This is a genomic window from Kibdelosporangium aridum (genome assembly GCF_900176515.1).
In the GTDB taxonomy this organism is placed as follows: domain Bacteria; phylum Actinomycetota; class Actinomycetes; order Mycobacteriales; family Pseudonocardiaceae; genus Kibdelosporangium; species Kibdelosporangium aridum.
Genome location: NZ_FWXV01000010.1, coordinates 201628 through 223243, shown reverse-complemented (window position 1 = coordinate 223243; position 21616 = coordinate 201628). Strand labels below are relative to the sequence as shown.

At 66.9% G+C, this 21616-nt stretch carries 17 protein-coding genes; 13 read left to right on the top strand and 4 right to left on the bottom strand.

What is annotated here, in order from left to right; genetic code table 11:
- Positions 1–39: 39 nt before the first annotated feature.
- Together B9C43_RS41730 and B9C43_RS41725 are read left to right on the top strand one after the other, a co-directional pair.
- On the top strand, positions 40–1215 hold the full coding sequence (locus B9C43_RS41730) for a thiolase family protein (protein WP_084432951.1): 1176 nt from the start codon (positions 40–42) through the stop codon (positions 1213–1215).
- A gap of 42 nt (positions 1216–1257) precedes the next feature.
- On the top strand, positions 1258–1581 hold the full coding sequence (locus tag B9C43_RS41725; protein WP_084432950.1) for a hypothetical protein: 324 nt from the start codon (positions 1258–1260) through the stop codon (positions 1579–1581).
- Here B9C43_RS41725 and B9C43_RS41720 read toward each other — a convergent pair.
- Positions 1578–2348 carry an enoyl-CoA hydratase/isomerase family protein gene (locus B9C43_RS41720; RefSeq protein WP_084432949.1) on the bottom strand — a complete coding sequence of 257 codons (771 nt, stop codon included), beginning with the start codon at positions 2346–2348 and terminating at the stop codon, positions 1578–1580. The genes B9C43_RS41725 and B9C43_RS41720 overlap by 4 nt on opposite strands.
- Before the next feature lie 62 nt (positions 2349–2410).
- On the opposite strand from B9C43_RS41720, the gene paaZ reads away from it, so the two are divergent.
- The 6 genes from paaZ to paaE are packed head-to-tail and all read left to right on the top strand — an operon-like array spanning position 2411 to position 8042.
- The gene (gene paaZ, locus B9C43_RS41715; protein ID WP_084432948.1) at positions 2411–4444 is read left to right on the top strand and encodes a phenylacetic acid degradation bifunctional protein PaaZ; all 2034 of its coding nucleotides are present in this window, start codon (positions 2411–2413) and stop codon (positions 4442–4444) included.
- Positions 4441–5367: a 1,2-phenylacetyl-CoA epoxidase subunit PaaA gene (paaA, locus tag B9C43_RS41710; RefSeq protein WP_084432947.1), complete on the top strand. Its 927-nt coding sequence runs from the start codon at positions 4441–4443 to the stop codon at positions 5365–5367. Before paaZ ends, paaA begins: the two co-directional genes overlap by 4 nt.
- A complete protein-coding gene (gene paaB, locus B9C43_RS41705; protein WP_033389112.1) occupies positions 5364–5645 on the top strand; it encodes a 1,2-phenylacetyl-CoA epoxidase subunit PaaB in 282 nt (93 codons plus the stop codon). Before paaA ends, paaB begins: the two co-directional genes overlap by 4 nt.
- Before the next feature lie 6 nt (positions 5646–5651).
- Positions 5652–6485 carry a 1,2-phenylacetyl-CoA epoxidase subunit PaaC gene (gene paaC, locus B9C43_RS41700; RefSeq protein ID WP_084432946.1) on the top strand — a complete coding sequence of 278 codons (834 nt, stop codon included), beginning with the start codon at positions 5652–5654 and terminating at the stop codon, positions 6483–6485.
- Positions 6479–6967 (top strand): 1,2-phenylacetyl-CoA epoxidase subunit PaaD, encoded by a 489-nt coding sequence (gene paaD / locus B9C43_RS41695; protein WP_033389113.1) that lies wholly within the window; start codon positions 6479–6481, stop codon positions 6965–6967. Before paaC ends, paaD begins: the two co-directional genes overlap by 7 nt.
- Before the next feature lies 1 nt (position 6968).
- A complete protein-coding gene (gene paaE, locus B9C43_RS41690; protein WP_084432945.1) occupies positions 6969–8042 on the top strand; it encodes a 1,2-phenylacetyl-CoA epoxidase subunit PaaE in 1074 nt (357 codons plus the stop codon).
- 335 nt (positions 8043–8377) lie between these two features.
- Here paaE and B9C43_RS59740 read toward each other — a convergent pair whose 3' ends face one another.
- Positions 8378–8512 carry a hypothetical protein gene (locus B9C43_RS59740; RefSeq protein ID WP_260478633.1) on the bottom strand — a complete coding sequence of 45 codons (135 nt, stop codon included), beginning with the start codon at positions 8510–8512 and terminating at the stop codon, positions 8378–8380.
- A gap of 89 nt (positions 8513–8601) precedes the next feature.
- On the opposite strand from B9C43_RS59740, the gene B9C43_RS41685 reads away from it, so the two are divergent.
- Positions 8602–9993: a GGDEF domain-containing protein gene (locus tag B9C43_RS41685; RefSeq protein ID WP_200825931.1), complete on the top strand. Its 1392-nt coding sequence runs from the start codon at positions 8602–8604 to the stop codon at positions 9991–9993.
- Between the two features lie 128 nt (positions 9994–10121).
- On the opposite strand, the gene B9C43_RS41680 is transcribed toward B9C43_RS41685, so the two are convergent.
- Positions 10122–13619 carry an AAA family ATPase gene (locus B9C43_RS41680; protein ID WP_084432943.1) on the bottom strand — a complete coding sequence of 1166 codons (3498 nt, stop codon included), beginning with the start codon at positions 13617–13619 and terminating at the stop codon, positions 10122–10124.
- A gap of 58 nt (positions 13620–13677) precedes the next feature.
- Between B9C43_RS41680 and lpdA the strand changes: the two genes are divergently transcribed.
- Positions 13678–15063 carry a dihydrolipoyl dehydrogenase gene (gene lpdA, locus B9C43_RS41675; protein WP_084432942.1) on the top strand — a complete coding sequence of 462 codons (1386 nt, stop codon included), beginning with the start codon at positions 13678–13680 and terminating at the stop codon, positions 15061–15063.
- 225 nt (positions 15064–15288) lie between these two features.
- Here the strand turns inward: lpdA and B9C43_RS41670 are convergent, their stop codons facing one another.
- Positions 15289–15945, bottom strand: a complete 657-nt coding sequence (locus B9C43_RS41670) for a response regulator transcription factor (protein WP_235039155.1) — start codon at positions 15943–15945, stop codon at positions 15289–15291.
- A gap of 193 nt (positions 15946–16138) precedes the next feature.
- Here B9C43_RS41670 and B9C43_RS41665 point away from each other — a divergent pair, with 193 nt between their 5' ends.
- The 3 genes from B9C43_RS41665 (at position 16139) to B9C43_RS41655 (ending at position 21604) form a co-directional block, all read left to right on the top strand.
- Positions 16139–19279 carry a DPP IV N-terminal domain-containing protein gene (locus tag B9C43_RS41665; protein WP_084432941.1) on the top strand — a complete coding sequence of 1047 codons (3141 nt, stop codon included), beginning with the start codon at positions 16139–16141 and terminating at the stop codon, positions 19277–19279.
- Between the two features lie 109 nt (positions 19280–19388).
- On the top strand, positions 19389–20420 hold the full coding sequence (tdh, locus tag B9C43_RS41660) for an L-threonine 3-dehydrogenase (protein ID WP_084432940.1): 1032 nt from the start codon (positions 19389–19391) through the stop codon (positions 20418–20420).
- Positions 20420–21604 carry a glycine C-acetyltransferase gene (locus B9C43_RS41655; RefSeq protein ID WP_033389127.1) on the top strand — a complete coding sequence of 395 codons (1185 nt, stop codon included), beginning with the start codon at positions 20420–20422 and terminating at the stop codon, positions 21602–21604. Before tdh ends, B9C43_RS41655 begins: the two co-directional genes overlap by 1 nt.
- The last annotated feature ends 12 nt before the right edge of the window (positions 21605–21616 follow it).

The following is a 21616-nucleotide window of genomic DNA, read 5'->3' as shown; positions in this document are numbered from 1 at the left end:
CTTGCCAACTGACCGAATGGACGGTTGATAATAGCCGGTATGGCTGAGGCATTCGTGGTTGATGGTGTTCGAACCGCGCAGGGCCGGTACGGCGGAGCGCTCGCCGCGGTACGGCCGGACGACCTCGCGGCGCTGGTGGTGGCCGAAGCGGTGCGCCGCGCCGGAGTGCCGCAGGACGATATCGACGAAGTGATCCTCGGCGCGGCCAACCAGTCCGGTGAGGACAATCGCAACGTCGCCAGGATGGCCGTGCTGCTGGCCGGATTGCCGCACACGATCCCGGGCTTCACCGTGAACCGGTTGTGCGCCAGCGGTTTGACCGCGGTTGCGTCCGCGGCGGCGGCCATCAAGTCCGGTGACGCCGACATCGTGGTCGCGGGCGGCGTCGAGTCGATGACACGTGCGCCATGGGTGATGGCCAAGCCGGGCACGCCGTGGGCCAAACCGGGCGAGGTCGCCGACACGTCCTTGGGCTGGCGGTTCACCAACCCGAAGTTCCCGGCCAAGAGCACGATCTCGATGGGTGAGACGGCCGAGGAAGTGGCCACTCTGGACGGCATCACCCGCGAGGACTCCGACGCGTTCGCATTGCGCAGCCACACTCGTGCCCTCGCAGCCATCGACGCTGGCCGCTTCGACAGCGAGATCGTTCCCGTGCCAATCAAAGACGGAACAGTGACTGTGGACGAAGGGCCGCGCCGCACCACGACGCTCGAAAAACTCGGCCAGCTCAAGACAGTCTTCCGTAAGGACGGCATCGTCACGGCTGGCTCGTCTTCGCCATTGTCTGACGGCGCCGCAGCCCTCGTGCTCGCGAGCGGGGCCGCCGTGGAGCGCCTTGGCCTCAACCCCCGCGCGCGGGTTGTCGCTAGCGCGAGCGCGGGGGTTGAGCCTCACATCATGGGACTCGGACCCGTGCCTGCGACTGAAAAAGTGCTAGCCCGCACGGGTTGGCAACGCGACGACCTGACCGTCGAGTTGAACGAGGCGTTCGCCGCGCAGAGCCTCGCGGTGATCCGTCGGCTGAAGTTGGACGACGAGCGCGTCAACGCCGACGGCGGGGCCATCGCGTTGGGCCACCCCCTCGGTTGTTCCGGCGCGCGCCTGGTGGTCACTTTGCTGGGCCGCATGGAGCGTGAGAACAGCAACCGGGGCATCGCCACGCTGTGCGTGGGCGTCGGGCAAGGCGTGACAGTCGCGTTCGAAAGGCCGTAATTCACAAGCGTCCACGCCGTCGCGCCGGATACAAAGATCGCCATGTACACGATTCGGCGCGACGAGGACGACGAGATCATGGGCTATGTGGTCCCGGTAGGCGACCACTGGCAAGCCACGACGGTGTTCAACGCCGCCCTGGCCGATCCGACGAGCCTGGAAGAAGCCGAGGACATCGTGCGGCGGGATGGGTTGTCCTGCCTGGCCGACCGGTGGCTCGTCGAGTACGACGGCGAGTGGCGCGAGGCGCGTCTGCAGGAGGTCCGTCCGGACAGCGTGCGGTTGTGGTGGGCCGACCCGATGATCGAGCAGTCACCGCACGGGCAGTGGATCGACACCCGCGCCCACAAGATCCGTCGTGCCTAACGTCCCTCGAATGTCGGGGTTTGCTTGTTAAGGAAAGCTTCAACAGCGTTCTGGTGGTCCTTGGTGACGCCGAGGCGTGCCTGACCGGCGCCCTCGGCCGCCAAGGCCTGGCTCAACGAAACGGCCATAGCCGCCTTGGCCTCGGCATACGCCAACGTTGGGCCGTTGGCGAACTTCTGCGCCAGTGCCGAGGTCTCCTCGGCCAGGTTCTCCGGTTCGACCACTTGCCCGACGATGCCCCACGTCAGGGCCTCTTCGGCACTGAACGTGTTGGCGCGGAACACCAGCTCACTCGCGCGCGCCGCGCCGACGGCCCTGCCCAACGTCACAGACAAGCCGGAGTCGCAGGTCAGCCCGATCGCGGTGAAGGCAGTTCCGAACTTCGCCTTGGCCGACGCGATCCGTAGATCGCACGCGAGCGCGAAACCCAACCCCGCACCCACGCACAACCCGTTGATGGACGCGATGACCGGCTTCGGCATCGTCGCGAGGCCCAGGACGATCGGGTTGTAGTGCTGCTCGACGGTGTCGAACGCGTGCGCCGCGTCCGCCCGCAACGTCTCCGCGTGCTCGTTGAGGTCCTGGCCGACGCTGAAGGCCTTCCCAGTCCCGGTCAGCACCACCGCGCGGACCTCTGAGTCCTTGCTGACCTCGGTGATCGCATCGAGCAGATCGTTCTTCACCCGCGTGCTCAGCGCCGCTGAAGTCATCGTGATTGTGGCGACCGCGCCATCGCGAACGAGCGCCACACCGCTTTCGTCAGCCATGCCGCCAAGCTACCATGCCTACTGAACGGACGGTTAGTAATTCAGCTTGGAGGTCGACCAGGATGGCTCCGCTGCGCAGCTATGTGTCCGGCCAGTGGCACACGCCGGATGACGAAGGCGCGCCACTGCACGACGCGGTGACCGGCGAGGAGATCGCACGGATCTCGTCCGCTGGCGTGGACATGGCTGCCGCTCTGGCATATGGCCGCGAGAAGGGCGCCGAGCTGCGTGAGATGACCTTCCATGAGCGCGCCGCGCTCCTGAAGGTCCTGGCTTCGTACCTCATGGAGCACCGTGACGAGCTCTACGCGCTGTCTCACCGCACGGGTGCCACCAAGGGCGACAACAAGTTCGACATCGACGGCGGCATAGGCACGCTGTTCGGTTACTCCAGCAAGGGACGCCGTGAACTGCCCAACGACACGGTCTACGTCGACGGCAACGTCGAACCGTTGGGTAAGGGCGGCACGTTCCTCGCGCAGCACATATGTACGCCGTTGCGGGGCGTCGCGGTGCAGATCAACGCGTTCAACTTCCCGGTATGGGGGCCGATGGAGAAGTTCGCGCCCGCGTTCATCGCCGGTGTGCCGAGCCTGGTCAAACCGGCGAGCCAGACCGCGTACCTGACGGTCAAGCTGATCGAGCTGATCATCGAGTCCGGCATCCTGCCTGAGGGGTCGTTGCAGCTCGTCGCGGGCAGCGCGGGCGATCTGCTCGACCACCTCATCGAGCAGGACCTGGTGTCGTTCACCGGATCCGCCTCCACCGCGCAGCGCTTGCGTACGCACGAGAACATCGTGCGCCGCTCCGTCCGGTTCAACGCCGAGGCCGACTCGCTGAACTGCTCGATCCTTGGCCCGGATGTCACGCCAGGCACGCCCGAGTTCGACCTGTTCGTCAAGCAACTGGTCACCGAGATGACCGTCAAGGCGGGCCAGAAGTGCACCGCGATCCGGCGCGCGTTCGTCCCCACCGCGCTGCTGGACGACGTCGCCCAGGCCGCCAGCGAGCGCCTGGCCAAGATCCAGGTCGGCAACCCGGCCAACCCGGATGTCCGGATGGGTGCGCTGGCCAGCCTGGAACAGCGCGAGGAAGTCCGCCGGTCGCTGAAAGCGTTGCTCGAGGCAGGCCGGGTCGTGTTCGGCGACCCCGACCAGGTGTCCGTCGTGGACGCCGACGCCGAGCGTGGCGCGTTCATCTCGCCAGTCCTCTTGGTGGCCGAAGATTCGAGCCAGGCCCAGCCGCACGAGGTCGAGGCCTTCGGTCCGGTCAGCACGCTCATGCCATACCGCGACACACAGCACGTCATCGAACTCGCCGCGCGCGGCCACGGCAGCCTCGCGGGATCCGTCGTCACTGCGGACACCGCTTTCGCACGCGACGTCGTAATTGGCGTGGCGCCATGGCACGGCCGTCTGCTCGTCACGGACAACGAGAACGCCAAGGAGAACACGGGTCACGGATCGCCGTTGCCCGCGTTGGTTCACGGCGGCCCGGGTCGTGCCGGTGGCGGTGAGGAGATGGGCGGCGTCCGTGGCGTGCTGCACCACATGCAGCGCACGGCCGTCCAGGGCAGCCCGCGCGTGCTGAGCGCCGTCACCAACCGGTGGGTGCCGGGGACCGAGCGGACCGAAGGCGAGCACCCGTTCCGCAAGCACCTCGAAGACCTGCGCCTCGGCGACACGGTCGTGGCCGGGCCGCGCGAAGTGACCATGGCCGACATCGAGCACTTCGCGGAGTTCACCGGCGACACGTTCTACGCGCACATGGACGAGGAAGCCGCCGCGGCCAACCCCTTCTTCGGCGGCCGGGTCGCCCACGGCTACCTCGTCGTGTCGTTCGCCGCTGGCCTGTTCGTTCAGCCAGACCCGGGTCCGGTGCTGGCCAACTACGGCCTGGAGAATCTGCGGTTCCTGACGCCGACGTTCCCCGGCGACTCGCTGACGGTCACCTTGACCGCCAAGCAGATCACGCCACGAAACGACCAGGACTACGGCGAAGTCCGGTGGGACGCCGACGTGACCAACCAGAAGGGCGAGTCCGTCGCCAAGTACGACGTGCTCACGCTCGTCGCGAAGCGGGAGAAGTCCTCATGAGCCTCGAAGAACACTTCGACGCCACGATCGAGCGCGACCAGCGGATCGAGCCGCGGGACTGGATGCCCGATGGCTACCGCAAGACGATGATCCGGCAGGTCGCGCAACACGCCCACTCGGAAATCATCGGCATGCAGCCGGAAGGTGACTGGATCACCCGGGCGCCTTCGTTGCGCCGCAAGGCGATCCTGCTGGCCAAGGTACAGGACGAGGCCGGGCACGGGCTCTACCTGTACTCGGCGGCCGAGACGCTGGGCGCCGACCGGACGGACCTGACCGAGCGGTTGATCGAAGGACGGCAGAAATACTCGTCCATCTTCAACTACCCGACGTTGACGTTCGCAGACGTCGGCGTGATCGGGTGGCTCGTCGACGGAGCCGCCATCTGCAACCAGGTCCCGTTGTGCCGCAGTTCGTACGGGCCGTACGCGCGGGCAATGATCCGGATCTGCAAAGAGGAATCGTTCCACCAGCGCCAGGGCTACGAGCTGCTGATGACGATGATGCGCGGCACCCAGGCACAGCGCGACATGGTGCAGGACGCGACCAACCGCTGGTGGTGGCCCTCGCTGATGATGTTCGGCCCGCCGGACTCACAGTCGACCAACACCGCGCAGTCCATGGCGTGGAAGATCAAGCGGCACACCAACGACGAGCTGCGCCAGCGGTTCGTGGACATGAGCGTGCCGCAGGCCGAGAAACTCGGCGTCACGCTGCCGGACCCGGATCTGAAGTGGAACGCCGAGCGCGGCCACTACGACTTCGGCGAGATCGACTGGGAGCACTTCAAAGAAGTGGTCAGCGGGAACGGCCCGTGCAACAAGATCCGGCTCGAACGGCGCCGCAAGGCGCACGAGGACGGCCAGTGGGTGCGCGACGCGGCCACCGCGTACGCCGCCAAGCACAAGGAGGCTGCGGCATGAGCGATTGGCCGCTGTATGAGGTTTTCGTGCGCGGGAAGCGTGGACTCAACCACGTCCACGTCGGATCGCTGCACGCCGCCGACGACGAGATGGCGGTGCGCAACGCCCGCGATCTCTACACACGCCGCAACGAGGGCGTGAGCATCTGGGTCGTGCGGGCCGACCACATCACCGCGTCCAGCCCGGACGAGAAGGATCCGTTCTTCGCGCCCAGCGGCGACAAGGTGTACCGGCACCCCACGTTCTATGACATTCCCGAAGACGTCCCCCACATGTGAGTGGCCATGTCCTTTGACAACGCCTACGAGGCGCTTACCGAAGACAACGACACCCGGTGGGCATTCGGCACCGGGTTCGCCGACCCCTTGGCGGGCCTTGACACCACGGTTCCGTCCGGTGTGGACGCTGCCGAGCTGGCCAGGACATGCCTGTGGCTCGGTGACGATGCCTTGATCATGTCCCACCGGCTGCAGGAGTGGTGTGCCGCGGCACCGGAGCTGGAGGACGAGGTCGCGCTGGCCAACATCGGCCTCGACCTGCTCGGCCAGGCCCGGCTGTTGCTCGCCCGAGCGGCCAAGGCCGACCCGTCACTCGTGCCGCCGGTGAACCAGTCCGATGAGGACGCCCTGGCGTTCTTCCGTGACGCCGCGGACTTCCACAACGTCCGGCTGGTCGAGCTGGCCGGCGGGGACTTCGCGTTCTCGATGGCCCGGCTGCTGGTGTTCAGCACGTGGCGGCTGGCGCTTTTCCAGCGCCTGGTCGATTCACCGGACCAGGTCCTCGCGGCGATCGCATCCAAGGGCATCAAGGAACTGACCTATCACCGCGACTACGCGGCCCGCTGGGTCGTCCGCCTCGGCGACGGCACGGAGTTGTCGCACGAACGGATGCAGGCCGGGATCGACGCGGTCTGGCCGTACGTCGATGAACTCTTCGACGGCGATTCGGTGCTGCGTGACGAGTTCGACGCGGTGATCGCGCAGGTCATGACCGCTGGCACACTCAAGCAGCCACCTATCCACTCGGTGCCCACGCCTGGCGCACACACTGAGCACCTGGAACCGTTGCTGGCCGAAATGCAGAGCGTCGCCCGTGCCCATCCGGACGCGACATGGTGAGCGCGCGTGCCGTGGCCGAGACGGTCACCGATCCCGAACTGCCCATGCTGACCCTGGCCGATCTGGGCGTCCTGCGTGACGTCCACGAGAGCACGGACGGCGTGGTCGTGACCATCACGCCGACGTACACCGGTTGCCCCGCCATGGATGCGATGCGCTCGGATCTGTACTCGGCGCTGCACCGAGCCGGGTTCGATTCGGTGGACGTGCGGACGGTGTTGTCGCCCGCGTGGACCACCGACTGGATCACCCCTGCTGGGCGGGAGAAACTCGCCTCGGCTGGGATCGCCCCGCCGAGCGCCGCACCTCGCGGCGGCGGCCCGATCCCGCTCACGCTGACCGCCCCGCCGAAACGGGTCGCCTGCCCGCAATGCGGCTCGATGGACACCGAGTTGTTGTCGGAATTCAGCGCCACAGCGTGCAAGGCGCTCCGGCGTTGCCGGGCCTGCGACGAACCGTTCGAACACGTCAAGGAGATCTGACGTGTCCACTTCTCTGCGCCGTAGGACCGAGTTCCACAAGCTGACCGTGGCTCACGTGGAGCGCCTCTGCGACGACGCCGTCGCGGTGACCTTTGACGTGCCCCCCGAACTGGCCTCGGAGTACGAGTTCCGCGCCGGGCAATCGCTGACGCTGCGCCGGATCATCGACGGCCGGGACGAGCGCCGGTCGTACTCGATCTGCGCCATGGTCGGTGCGAAACCGCGGATCGGCGTGCGCGAAGTGCCTGGCGGCGCGTTCTCGCCATGGCTCGTGCACGAGGTCAAACCAGGCGACACCATCGAAGTCCTGCCGCCCACCGGCGACTTCACCCCCGACTCGACGCCCGCGCGGCACGTGCTGCTGGCCGCTGGCTCAGGAATCACGCCAGTGATGTCAATCCTGTCGACGGTGCTGCAGGACCCCGCGGCGAGCGCGATGGTGCTGTACGGCAACCGCCGCACCAACACAGTCATGTTCGCGGACGAGCTCGCGGATCTTAAGGACCGCTACACAGCACGGATGGAACTCGTGCACGTGCTGTCCCGCGAGCCGCGCGAGGCCGAACTGTTCACCGGCCGCCTGGACGCCGCGAAACTCCGGACCTTGCTGCCGATGTTGCTCCAGGTGTCCAAGGTGGACCACTGGTGGCTGTGCGGACCGTTCGGAATGGTCACCGACGCCCGTGAAGTACTGACGGACCTGGGTGTCCCGCGTGAGCGCATCCACTTCGAACTGTTCTATGTGGAGGACGAGCCGCCCGAGCAGGTCCAGCACGTCGACCCAGCCATGACCGGCCCGAGCGCCGAAGTGACCGTTCGGCTCGACGGCAAAACCACCACCGCGATCGTCCCGCGCGACACGACCCTGCTCGAAGGTGCCCAACGTGTCCGCCCGGACTTGCCTTTCGCCTGCAAGGGCGGGGTGTGCGGGACCTGCCGGGCCAAAGTGGTCAACGGCAAGGTCCACATGCGCCGCAACTTCGCACTGGAGGACGCCGAGGTCGACGCCGGATTCGTGGTCACCTGCCAAACCGTGCCCACATCGGACGCCGTGGAGATCGACTTCGACCAATAACCCAACCCGCCAACACCCAACCCACCACGTCCACCCACCAAGCCCCGACCAGAACCGAGACCCATCACGAACCGCCCCACGCAGCGCGACCCCAGACATCCCTCATGCAGCCCGTCCCCAGGCAGCCCCCGCCACTCCCGGGGGGCGACCCCGACGCCATTCTATCCGGGATAAGGCCTGGTCAAGGGGGTTACTGGTCGGTTGTGGACAACTAGATTCGCGAACGGACCGTTCGTACGGCAGCGGGGCGACACAGCGGCCGATTGAGGACCGGTGCCTGGTGGCGCCGGGGTGGCGGGCTCAGCGAGGGCGAGCCCGCCACCTCCCGAGCCACATCAGCAGGCGGCCTGGAAGAGCCACTCGTTGCCGGTGAACCACTCGTTTCCCGCGATGAACCATTCATTCCCAGCGAACCACTCGTTGCCGGCGAACCATTCGTTCCCGCGCTGAACCCACTCGTTGCCGTTCACGGTCGTTCCTCTCTGTACACATCGGATCGGCACAAGACCCCCGACTGGCCGAAAGACATCGGGTGACCTTGCCGATTACCGTTCACCGGGTGACCCGCGTTCGAGATACGGGCCTGGTGATGAGTGTGAACCCCAGGCTGCGCTGGGTCTCGCCCCGAAAGTGGCGTCTCTGGTCGCTGCCACCAGCCTCGATGGCGTATGTGCTGGTCACAGACGTGGTCGCGGTGCTGGTCACAGTCATGGCAAGCCTGCATCTGAGCGTAAGTCGCACCGAATGGGTGTGGTTCGGCGTGCTGGCCGGGGCCTCGCTGCTGCACCTCGAAGCGGCCCGGAGCATCGAACGCAGGCGCGAACTGGCCGTCGAAGGCGTCCCGTACACCAACCTGAAGTCACTCTGGGTGTTCACCGGGGTCCTGCTGTTGCCGCTACCGCTCGTAGTCGCCCTCGTGGTGATCGCCTACACCTTCTGCTGGGCGCGGGTGTACGGCCAGTTCATCTGGCATCGCAAGATCTTCTCCGCGGCCACGTTCATCCTGGCCAGCGCGTGTGCGTCGGCAGTGCTGCGTGCCGGCGGCCTGGAAAACGCGCCACGGGTCCCGGTTGGACCGTGGTCGCTGGTCATCGTGGTCGCCGCGGCCACCACCTGGTGGCTCATCAATTACGCCATGGTCGTCGGCGCGATTCTCTTGTCGTCTCCAGAGACCACCGCCCGGCGTGCGCTCGGTGAATTGTCCGACCAGCTCGTGGTGGCTGCCGCGCTCGGCCTGGGCATCGCGGTCGGCGCGCTCGAGGCGTCCAACCCGTGGGTTGTGCCGGTGCTGATGGTCACCGTGCTGGCTCTCCATCGCGACCTGCTGTTGCCGCAGTACCAGCGTCAGGCCCGGACGGACGACAAGACGGGCCTTGCGGCACCGACGTTCTGGTCGCAGGTGGTCGATGCCGAGCTGCGCCGTGCCCAACTGGTCGGCGCCAACGTCGGCGTGCTGATGATGGACGTCGACAAGTTCAGCGAGATCAACAACAGCTACGGCCATCCGGCAGGTGATCAAGCCCTCCAGGCGGTCGTCCGCGTGGTCCGCTCCGAGATCCGGCGTGGCGACCTGGCCGCGAGATGGGGTGGCGACGAACTCGCAGTCGTCCTGCCCGGCACAAGTAGCACTGAGCTGTTGTCGGTCGGCGAACGCATCCGGCTGCGCTTGGCGCATACGCCGGTGTCCATCACGCACGCCAAAACCGGCAAGACCATCATCCTCGACGGTATCCGGGTGTCCATGGGCGCGGCCGTCTACCCGGATTCCGGTGTGGACGTCGACCGTCTCGTCCTGGCCGCTGACGCCGCGCTGCTGGCGGCCAAGGAAGCGGGCCGCAACCAGATCTGTCTGGCCACGCCGAGCGAGAACGGCTCGGCCCCAGCCTCCGCTCCGCCGGCCATTCCCTTACAGGCGCGTCCGATGCGCCGCCGCACGGACATCCCGTCCTGACCAGCCGTTTGGTCGTTGTACGAATGTAAGAAGCATCATCCAATTGTCGTAATTGCCTGGTCGGTGCACGGTTCTGGCCGGTCGCCGTCGGCATCCTTCTGACCTGGGGTTATGTAGTTGTACAAATGTCAGAGGTATTGGCCAGTTGGCGCATCGGGACCGGAGTCCAGCGATTCCGGCAGGTCCTCGGCCAGCAGCACACGGACTTCGGGGGACTCCGCGCTGCTGGTGATCCGGTGGCCCTGCAGAGCCACCGCCCGGTCGAACATGTTGCGGACGAACCTGCCGTTGCCGAACGACTCGCCCCGCGTCGTGCGCTTGAGCAGCCGGCGGACCGCCGGGAGCACGTCGGGGTGCAGCTCGTAGCCGGCCTTCTCGGTCATGGCCTGGAAGATCGCGATCAGTTCGTCGTCGCTGTAGTCGGGGAACCGCAGTTTGGACGGGAACCGCGACGCCAGGCCCGGGTTCTTGTCCAGGAACTTGGCCATCTTGGCGTCGTACCCGGCCACGATGACGACCAAGTCCTCCCGATGCTCCTCCATCAGTTTGATCAGTTCGGCGATGGCCTCCGAGCCGTAGTCGTCGAACCAGGCCTCGGTCAGTGAATAGGCCTCGTCGATGAACAGCACGCCACCGAGCGCCTTGGCCACCGCGGCACGCACCTTGGGCGCGGTCTGCCCGAGGTACTCGCCGATCAGGTCGCCGCGGGAGACCTCGACCAGATGCCCGGACGAGAGCAGGCCGAGTTTGGCGTAGACGGCCGCGAGCAGCCGGGCCATGGTCGTTTTCGCGGTGCCCGGGCTGCCGGTGAAGACCAGGTGGCGCGTTGGCGAGGCCAGCGGGATCCCGGCCTCGCGGCGCATCCGGTCGGCCTTGGCCTCGGCCACCAGCAGCCGGACCTCGTGCTTGACCGACTCCAGCCCGATCAGCTTGTCGATCTCCGACAGCGGGTCGTGCGGCAGCTCGACCCACGAGGTCGTGGCCAGCGTGTCGGGCACGTCGTCGACCAGGATCTCGTGCAGTGACTCGTTTTCCCCGACCACGCCGTCAGCCAGCACACGCCGGGCCTGCCGGGCGATGGCGCGTTCCAGCAGCCCGATCGCCAGCCGGGCGTTGCCGGTCGGCGTCGACTTCACCAGGCTGCGGACCTTCTGCACGACGCCGTCGCGCAGGGTGAACCCGGCGGCCTCGGACTTGGCTTCGAAAAGCGCCACGAAGTTGTCCTCGGTCAGCGCCGGGAACCGCAGCACGGACGGGAAGTACGCGGCCAGGTCCGGTTCGGACTTCAACAACCCGTTGACGCCCGCGTCCGGACCGGTCAGCACCACCACGAGGTCCTTGGTGTGGCTCTGCACAGCGGCCACCAACGCGTTCACGGTCTCCCGGTTGCGCCAGTCGTCCTCGCTCGGCTGCAGCTCGTGCGCCGACTCGACACACAACACGCCACCGACAGCCCGGTCGACCAGCCGACGCACCCGTGGCCCGATTTCCCAGCCTTCACCGTGGACGAGGTCCGCCCGGTCGACCACCACGATGTGCCCGGACGACAGCACACCGGTCGCCGCGAACATGCGGCCGAGAATCCGGGCCACCATCGTCTTCCCGGTGCCCGGCGGGCCGGTGAACACCATGTGCCGGGCGCGGGCGTCGACGACCATGCCTGCCTCGCGGCGCATCCGGTGGGCCTTCTCCTCGGCCACCAGCAACGCCAGTTCCCGCTTGATCTTCTCCAGGCCCACGCACGAGTCCAGCTCGGCCTGCGGGTCGGATCCGGCGATGTCACCCGGAACCAGCTGGCGCGGCAGATCAGCCTCGGTCACAGTGACCGACCGGGACGGCCCGACCTTCGCCCGTTTACGTGCCGCGCGCACCGACTGCTCGGCGAGGTGCTCCACGAGACGAGCCCCGCGCAGGTTCAGCAGCGGGGGAGTGCGCGTGAGCAGCACACCGGCGGCGAGGCTGACCGTCCGGCTGATCGTCGCACCCCGGCGGGCGACGGCCCGCTTGAGCAGTTCCGCGTAGTGCTTGTCGGTGAACTCGGTCGTCCTGGCCACGCGGAACAGCTGGTACAGCGCCGGGTTCGTGTCGAACAGCCTGGTGTCGCCGCCCGGCCCGCAGACCACGATGACGTTGAGGTCCGGGTGCCGTTTGAGGCTGCGGCGCAATTCTTCGGCCACCGCCGTGCCACACCGGTCGAAGCCGATGATCCGGTCCAGCCCGTCGATCACCAGCAGCGTCTTCTCGGCGAGGCACTCGCGGACGTCCCTGGTCAGCTGCTGCAGCGCGTTGCTTGCGTCGAGGGCGGCGTAGATCGGGTCGGAGATCCAGCGCGCCGACGACACCACACGGTTGTCCACGAGGTTCTGGATCAACGCGCTCACGGCTGTCCGGCGCCCGGTCGCGTCCTGCCCGGCGACCAGCAGCCGAATCTGCCGCTCCGCACCTGGGCGTTCCACCCGCAGGTCCCGCAGCGCAGCCGTCAGTTCGGGCTGGCCCACCAGGGAAACCTCCGGTGCCGCGGCTGCCGCCTGCGCCTGGCGCTCCTGGGTGGCCACCGCGAACTTCTGCTCCAGCGGATTGACCAGCTGGCGCCTGCGGTACAGATCGCTGACGGTCCGCTGGAAGGCGCCGATGGGCAGCAATGTGCCGGTGGAGTTCGGCACGTCCGGCATGCCTCGGAGGCACGCTTCCAGGCGCACGGCCATGTCCAGCCACGCCCGGCACGCGTCCGCCTCGCCCTCGACCACGCCGCGGGCCAGCCACGCGCGGACCTCGTTCGCCCAGCCCTCGGCGAACGGCTGACCGATGTACCTCTTCATGTCTTCGTACAGGGACTCGTCGCTGAACACGGAGAACTCGCTCGGGCTCTCCCAGATGCCCGCCTGCTGCGCCAGGCATGCCACGGCGGCTGCGGCCTCCCAGCCTGAGATCACCGACCGGAGCCGGTTGTGCGCCGCGACGAACCCTTTGACCAGCCACTCCAGGTAGTTCACCGATCCGGCCAGCTCCGGCAGATCGGCCAGGATCTCGTCGGTGGCCGAGCGAGCCCAGTGGTCGGCCAGGTGGGTGTAGGCGATGGGTTTGCGCACGTCCGGCATGTTCAGCTCGTACAGCGCGATGGTCGCCTGGCGGCGCCGTTCGAACGGCTCGATCCCGGCGAACACATCGAGGCATTCCCTGGCCAGCTGGACGGCGAGCTCTCGTTTGTCCAGGTCATCGCCTGCCGCGGCGATCAGCCACTCGCCGGGTGGCCGGAACTTGCTGGTGCGTACGGTGAACCACGTCGGGTTGAAGCTGACGATGGGCTTTTCCGCGCGGAAGTCCTCGAGCAGCCAGCCTTCCAGATCTCCGCATGTGCCGCCGCGGATCGCGGCCGTCCCGGACAGCCACGGGATCATGCCCCACAGCTCGGCACCGACGATGGTGGCCTTCTCGCTGTAGAAATCGGTGAGCTTGTACGGCAGCTCGGCGACACGGGGATCGTTGTTGAGCACGCGGGCCCGCTCGCTGATCTCGTCGAGCAATCCGGCTGGCACTCGCCACGGGCCATACGAGTACAAGTCGATGACTTCGGCCCGGTCGTTCAGCAGTACCTGCAGGTGGTCCGGTAGTCGCGCACGTCCCATCGTGAGCCCCCTCTCGTCGGTTCGGACACCCTAATCCGACCGACATAGGGTTAAGACCATGACCACTGAATTCGATGTCGTCGTCCTTGGGGCCGGTGTCGGCGGCTACGTCGCGGCGATCCGCGCGGCACAGCTGGGCCTGAAGACGGCCGTCGTCGAGGAGCGCTACTGGGGCGGCGTATGCCTCAATGTCGGCTGTATCCCGTCGAAGGCGCTGTTGCGCAACGCCGAACTGGCGCACATCTTCACCAAGGAAGCCAAGTCGTACGGCATCCAGGTCGATGGGACGGTCAGCCTGGACTACGGCGAGGCGTTCCGCCGCAGCCGCAAGGTCGCGGACGGGCGCGTCAAGGGCGTGCACTTCCTGATGAAGAAGAACGGCATCACCGAGGTGCACGGCCGTGGCACGTTCGTTGACGCCAACACCATCCAGGTCGGCGCCGAACAGATCAAGTTCAAGCACTGCATCATCGCGGCGGGTGCCAAGCCGCGGCTGCTGCCCGGGACGGCCAAGAGCGACCGGGTGGTGACCTACGAGGAGCAGATCCTCGCCGAGGACGTGCCGCAGAGCATCGTGATCGCTGGCGCCGGCGCGATCGGCGTGGAGTTCGCGTACGTGCTGCACAACTACGGTGTGAAGGTCACCATCGTCGAGTTCCTCGACCGGATGGTCCCGCTCGAGGACGAAGAGGTGTCCGCCGAGCTGTTCAAGCGCTACCGCAGGCTGGGCATCGACGTGCTGACGTCCACCAAGGTGGAGACCATCGAGGAGACCGGCAACGGTGTCCGGGTGACCGTGTCCAAGGACGGCCAGCAGCAGGTTCTCGAAGCCGACAAGGTGCTGCAGGCGATCGGGTTCCAGCCGATGGTCGAGGGCTACGGCCTGGAGAACACCGGCGTCAAGCTGACCGACCGCGGCGCGATCGACATCGACGCGCGTGGCCGCACCAATGTGCCGCACATCTTCGCGATCGGTGACGTGACCGCGAAGCTGATGCTGGCGCACGCGTCGGAGTCGATGGGGATCGTGGCGGCCGAGACGATCGCCGGTGCGGAGACCATGGAGCTGGACTTCGTGATGATCCCGCGTGCGACCTACTGCCAGCCGCAGATCGCCAGCTTCGGCTGGACCGAGGCGCAGGCAAGGGAACGCGGCTTCGACGTGAAGGTGGCGAAGTTCCCGTTCACCGCCAACGGAAAGGCCCACGGCCTCGGCGACAGCGCGGGCTTCGTCAAAATCCTGTCGGACGCCAAGTACGGCGAGATCATCGGCGCGCACCTGATCGGCCCGGACGTCACCGAGTTGCTGCCCGAGCTGACCCTGGCGCAGCAGTGGGACCTCACGGTGCACGAGGTCTCCAGGAACGTGCACGCGCACCCGACACTGGGCGAGGCGGTCAAGGAAGCCGTCCACGGCCTCGCCGGCCACATGATCAACTTCTGATTGGGCCGTCCGGGTGAAGTCGGTGCGAACGGACCGTTCGCACCGGCCCGCCCCTTGATTGCGCACGTCAGGCCCTCTATCGCCGGTAGACTTTCTGCCGGGGGCGTTTTGCCCCCTTGGGGAGGGCGGGCCCCTGCCCGGGGGCTGGTGATCTTGGTGGATGTGAGTTGTGGGCGTTTGCCGGCCCGAGGTCCGCGCCGTGGTTGCCGTGGTGGGTAAGGGTTTTCAGGGGGCGATGGCGCCGGCCTTGTAGCCGAGGCGGTAGACCGAGCGGACGACGCCCTGGCCGAGTTTCTTGCGCAGGTAGTACACGTAAGTGTCCACCGTGGACTCGCTGGCGTCGGTGCCGAAGACCCGGGTCCGCAGTTCCGCCTTCGGGTAGATCACCGTTGGCCGGGCCACGAGCGTGCGCAGCAGGTCGAATTCGCGTATTGACAGCGACACCCGTTTCCCGCGAGGCATGACGACTTCGTAGCGGCGGACATCCAGCTGCGCGCGGCCAAACGGGATCGTCTCGGCGTTGTCGATGTGCCTGCGCAGCAAGCCGCGGATTTTCCCGAGCAGCCGCGCGGGCAGGAAAGGCTTGGGCAAGTAGTCGTCCGCGCCCGCGGCCATCGCGTCGGCTTGGTCCTTGTCCGAACCGATCGTGGAGAGGACCAGTGCGCGGGCCGTCATCGCTTGGCGGCGCATCGCGGCGAGGTTTTCCAGGTTCTCCGTGGTCCGGTCGACGATGACGACGTCATAGTACGAGTCCAGTGCCCTGGCCATGGTCGGGTCGACGTCGTGGGAATACCCGGCGCCGTCCAGCAATTCGCCGAGCCGGGAGATGAGTTCTTGGTCGTCGGCCACGATCAGCAGTCGCGGCACCGCCTTCCGGTTCACCTTTCCATCCTGCCCGCGCCGACGGCAACTCGCTCACTGTCCACTGTGTATCGCCCGGTGCCCCGGTCGTTCATGCCCACCTCCCTGTGGCCTGTTCGAGCTTAGCGCTCTGTAACGGCGGATACCCGCCGTGTGGTCAACACTGATGGACTCGGATCATCTGGCACGGCATAGTTGCCCGAGGGAGGTAAATATGTCACCTGAGGGCGTAACACGTCGGGAACTTCTTTTGCGCAGCGGCCAGGTCGCTGCGGGGCTGACTCTCGCGAGCGGGGCGACTGCGATGGCAGCGCCGGACGGCCAGGTTGTCTTACGCGAGGGCACGAACATGTCCGCCGCGCTGTCGCCGGACGGCAAACGCATTGTGATCGACCTGGTGACCGGGATCTGGGTGGTGCCCGCGACTGGGGGACGGGCGAAACGGCTGACCGATGACCTGCAGGACGCGACTCTGCCGTCCTGGTCGCCAGACGGCAAACAGATCGCGTTCCAGTCGTACCGCGACGGCAACTTCCATCTCTACGTCATCGACGCGGACGGTGGCAGGCCGCGCAAACTGACCAGCGGCACGTTCGACTACCGCGAACCGGCCTTCTCGCCGGACGGCAAACGCCTGGCGTTCAGCAGCGACCGGGACGGAAGCTACGGAATCTGGCTGCTCGACCTGGCGTCCGGCGCGATCACCGCGGTGACCACGACGCCTGACGAGGAAGCGGCGCCGAAGTGGTCGGCGGACGGGCAGCGCCTTGTCTTCACTGTCAACGACACCGCGATCGACTCCGTGACGGTCGCGACCGGCGAGCGGAAACGACTCATCACGGCCACTGGGGTGGACCGATTTTTCGGCCCGGCTTTCGGGCCCGACGGACAGACGCCCAGCTACATGCGGCTACGCGGCGCGGACGCGCACCTGATGCTGGGCGACCAACAACTCACGCGCGACGAAGACGTCTTCGGCTTCGCCGCCTCGTGGTCCGGCCAGGACGTCCTTTACGTGGCTGACGGCCGCATCCGTCGCCGCTCCGGTGAAGCGGTCAAGGACATCCCAATCGAGGCAGGCGTTTCTGTCGCCCGGCGTAATTACCGGCACCGCGTGCGGGATCTGGGCTCGCCGGCGCCTATGCCGGTGCGCGGGATCGTCAGCCCGGTCGTGTCGCCGGACGGCACGCAGATCGCTTACCGGGCGCTGAATGCGCTGTACCTGGTGTCAAGTACTGGGGGGACACCAAAGCGGATCGTCAGCGACGACTACTTCAACGCCGATCCGGATTTCTCGCCTGACGGCAAGAGCCTGCTGTACGCGAGCGACCGGCTAGGCACCGCTGACCTGTGGGTGCGGGACCTGGCCAGTGGCAAGGACACTGTCCTGACCTCGCTGCCGGGCGCCCAGACAATGCCACGGTGGTCGCCGGACGGGCGCAAGGTCGCCTACATCGACCAGGGCGGTGCATTGTGGACACTTGAGGTGGCCACAGGCAACGTCCAGAAGGTCACGCCCGAGTTGTTCCAGCCGGGGCGGCCGAGTTGGTCGCCCGACGGCAACGTGATCGTGCTGGCCGCGGTCAAGCCGTTCTCCCGGCGTTTCCGTGAGGGCACAAGCCAAATCCTGACGGTGGACCTGCGCAGCGGTGAACTCAGGTACACCGAGCCGATGCCGTTCCGCTCGCTGGCCACCAGGGGCTACGACGGTCCACTGTGGTCTCCCGATGGCAAGTACCTGGCGTTCGTGGTGGAGAGCGTCGCCTGGATCGCGCCGGTGGACGCGGCGGGCAAGTTCATCGGCGACCCGAGGCAGGTCACCGACGAGGTCACCGATTCGCTTGCCTGGCAAGGTTCTCACTCGTTGGTGTACATGTCCAACGGGCAGTTGCGCGTGGTCAGGATCAGTGGTGGACGCCCGCGCACGATCAGGCTCACCACGACCTGGCGCCGTCCACGTCCGCCGGAGCGCTCGATCATCCACGCGGGCGCGGTGTGGGACGGCGAATCGGACCGGCTGCGCAACGACGTTGACATCGTGATCGAGGGCGGGCGAATCGCCGAGATACGGCCCCATCGCGCCGGTGCGGAAACCGTTGACGCCAGCGGGCTTGTCGCGATGCCCGGGTTGATCGACGCGCATGTGCATTGGCATTTGCGTGGCCGGGAATGGGGTGCCCGGCAGGGCAGGCTGTGGCTCAGTTACGGCATCACGACCACCCGCTCGCCTGGTGATCCGGCTTACCAGATGGTGGAGACCAGGGAGTCGCTTGAATCCGGCAGCCAGATCGGGCCGCGATTTCTGGCCACTGGCGAGGCGGTCGACGGATCGCGCATCTACTACAACTTCATGCGCCCCACGCTGTCGCGCAAGCAACTCGACCTCGAGATGTCCCGGGCCATCGCTCTGGAATACGACCTCATCAAGACGTATGTCCGAATGCCGGTCGAGTACCAGCAGATGGTCGTACGGGCGGCGCATACCGCCGGTCTTCCGCTCTCGTCGCACTATCTGTACCCGGCCGCCAACATCGGTATGGACGGGATGGAACACACCGGCGCCACCAACCGGCTCGGGTATTCGCACACGGTCAGCCGGATCGGCCGGGCATATCAGGACGCGGTGACGCTCTTCACCCGATCGGGCATGTCGGTCACGCCGACTTTGTTCAATTCCAAGGTGCTTTACGCCGACGACAAGTCGCTGTTCACCGACGAACGAACCAGAGTCCTTTTCCCGCAATGGGAATACGACCGGCTGCAGAACGACATCAACCTCATCGGCACGCCAGGGGCGTCGTTCAACGCGAAAGCGCTCGAGGCGAACGTCAACATGGTGCTCCGCGTGCACCGCGGTGGCGGGCTGGTCATCTGTGGCACGGACGCTCCGCTCGACAATGTGGCTGTCTCGTTGCACCAGAACCTCCGGGCCATGGTCAAGCACGGGTTCACACCGCGCGAAGCGTTGATCACCGCGACGCGCAACCCGGCGCTTTGGCTCGGCCTGCAGAACCGGGTCGGTGTGCTGAAACCCGGCGCCTTTGCGGACCTGGCGCTCGTGGACGGCAACCCGCTGGCGGACATCAAGGCGGCGGCCGCCGTACGGCGCACGGTCCTCGGCGGCGTCCACTACACCGTGGACGAGTTGCTGGCGCCGTTCCGCAGCCAGGCCCCTGAGAGCAGCCAGGCCGCGGAGAACAGCCAGGCTGCTGGGATCGGCCAGGCTGTTGCGGGTGGCCAGGCTCAGGGGAACGGCCGGGTGGTCAACCAGGTCCTGCCGCCGTTGCCGTCGGCCGAGCGGCGGCACTGGTGGCACGAACCCGAATGGGCGAACCACATCTGCTGTGACCATTGACAGATCCGCAGGTCAGTGTCCAACCGGAGAGGCTAATCAAGCTGCGCTAACAAGCGAGTTCAGAAAGTCCTGATGGACTGCACAACAGGCCCGGGTCCACACTGCCCGCATGAAGGCACTCGTCAAGCTGGTCGAGGGCCCGGGCCTGGAGTTCACCGACGTCCCAGACCCCGAACCGGGCCCGAACGACGTGGTGGTGCGCGTACTGCGCACAGGTATCTGTGGCACAGATCTGCACATCGACGCATGGGACGACTGGGCCGCGAAAACCATCCGCACGCCACTCGTGGCCGGCCACGAGTTCGCGGGCGAGGTCGTCGAGATCGGCGCGGCCGTCACCTCGGTCAAAGTCGGTGACCTGGTCAGCGGGGAAGGCCACCTGGTCTGCGGCAAGTGCCGCAATTGCAAGGCCGGCAGGCGCCATCTGTGCGCCAACACCCTTGGCCTCGGGGTGCACAGCAACGGCGCCTTCGCCCAGTACGCCGTGCTGCCCGAGCTGAACGTCTGGGTGCACCGCAATCCGGTGGACCTGGATGTGGCCGCGATTTTCGACCCGTTCGGCAACGCCGTGCACACCGCGCTGTCGTTCCCGGTCATCGGCGAGGACGTGCTGATCACCGGCGCCGGGCCGATCGGGATCATGGCCGCGGCCGTCGCCCGGCACGCCGGCGCCCGCAACATCGCCATCACCGACGTCAGTGACCACCGGCTTGAGCTGGCCAAACGGGTCGGCGTGGACCTGGCTCTGAATGTGCGCCATGCCTCGATCGCCGACGCGCAGTCCGTGCTCGGCATGTCCGAGGGCTTCGACGTCGGCATGGAGATGTCCGGCCAGCCCAGCGCGATGCGCGACATGATCGCCAACATGTCCCACGGCGGCCGGATCGCGATGCTCGGCCTGCCCGCCGCCGAGTTCCCCGTCGACTTCAGCACGGTCGTGCTCAAGATGCTGCACATCAAGGGCATCTACGGCCGGGAGATGTTCGAGACCTGGTACTCGATGTCGGTGCTGCTGCAGGCGGGCCTTGATCTGACGCCGGTGATCACCCACCGGTACAAGGCCGAAGAATTCGACCTGGCGTTCGCCACGGCCAGGGACGGCAACTGCGGCAAGGTCATTCTGGATTGGACGGAGAGCTGATGTACGGCGCGATGCGCGAGGGCCTGCGGGCCGGGCTGGACGAGATCCGCGCGGCAGGCCTTTACAAGGCCGAGCGGGTGATCGGCACCCCGCAGCGGGCGGCTGTGCGGGTCGGTACCGGTGACGAGGTGCTCAATTTCTGTGCCAACAACTACCTCGGCCTCGCCGACCACCCGGCGCTGATCGAGGCGGCGAAGAACGCGCTGGACGAGTGGGGCTTCGGAATGGCCTCGGTCCGGTTCATCTGCGGCACCCAGCAGCCGCACAAGCAACTCGAGGGCAAGCTGTCGGAGTTCCTCGGCACCGACGACACGATCCTGTACAGCTCCTGCTTCGACGCCAACGGCGGGCTGTTCGAGACGCTGCTGACCGACCAGGACGCGGTGATCTCCGACGAGCTCAACCACGCGTCCATCATCGACGGCGTCCGGCTGTGCAAGGCCCGCCGCTACCGCTACAAGAACCGCGACATGGACGACCTGGAGCGCCAGCTCAAGGACGCCGCCGACGCCCGCTACCGGCTGATCGCGACCGACGGCGTGTTCTCCATGGACGGCTATCTGGCGCCCCTGGACCAAATTTGCGACCTGGCCGAAAAATACGACGCCCTGGTGATGGTCGACGACTCGCACGCTGTCGGCTTCACTGGGCCGACCGGTCGCGGCACGCCCGAGCTGTTCGGCGTGACCGAGCGGATCGACGTCATGACCGGCACGCTCGGCAAGGCCCTTGGTGGCGCGAGCGGTGGTTACGTGTCCGGTCGCGCGGAGATCGTAGAGATGCTGCGGCAACGCTCGCGGCCGTACCTGTTCTCGAACTCGCTCGCGCCGTCGATCACGGCAGCCTCGCTGGCCGCATTGGAGTTGCTCAGCTCGTCGGGTGAGCTGCTGGACAGGTTGCGCGACAACACCAAGCTGTTCCGGACGCGGATGACCGAGGAAGGCTTCGACCTGCTGCCCGGCGAGCACCCGATCATCCCGGTGATGATCGGCGACGCGGCGCTGGCGGGCAGGCTCGCGGATCTGTTGCTGGAGCAGGGAATCTACGTGATCGGCTTCTCGTATCCGGTCGTCCCGCACGGCAAGGCCCGAATCCGCACCCAGATGTCGGCCGCGCACTCGACCGACGACGTCAACCGCGCAGTCGACGCGTTCGTCGCCGCAAGGGCCAAATTGGACAGCTGAACGAAGACTGCT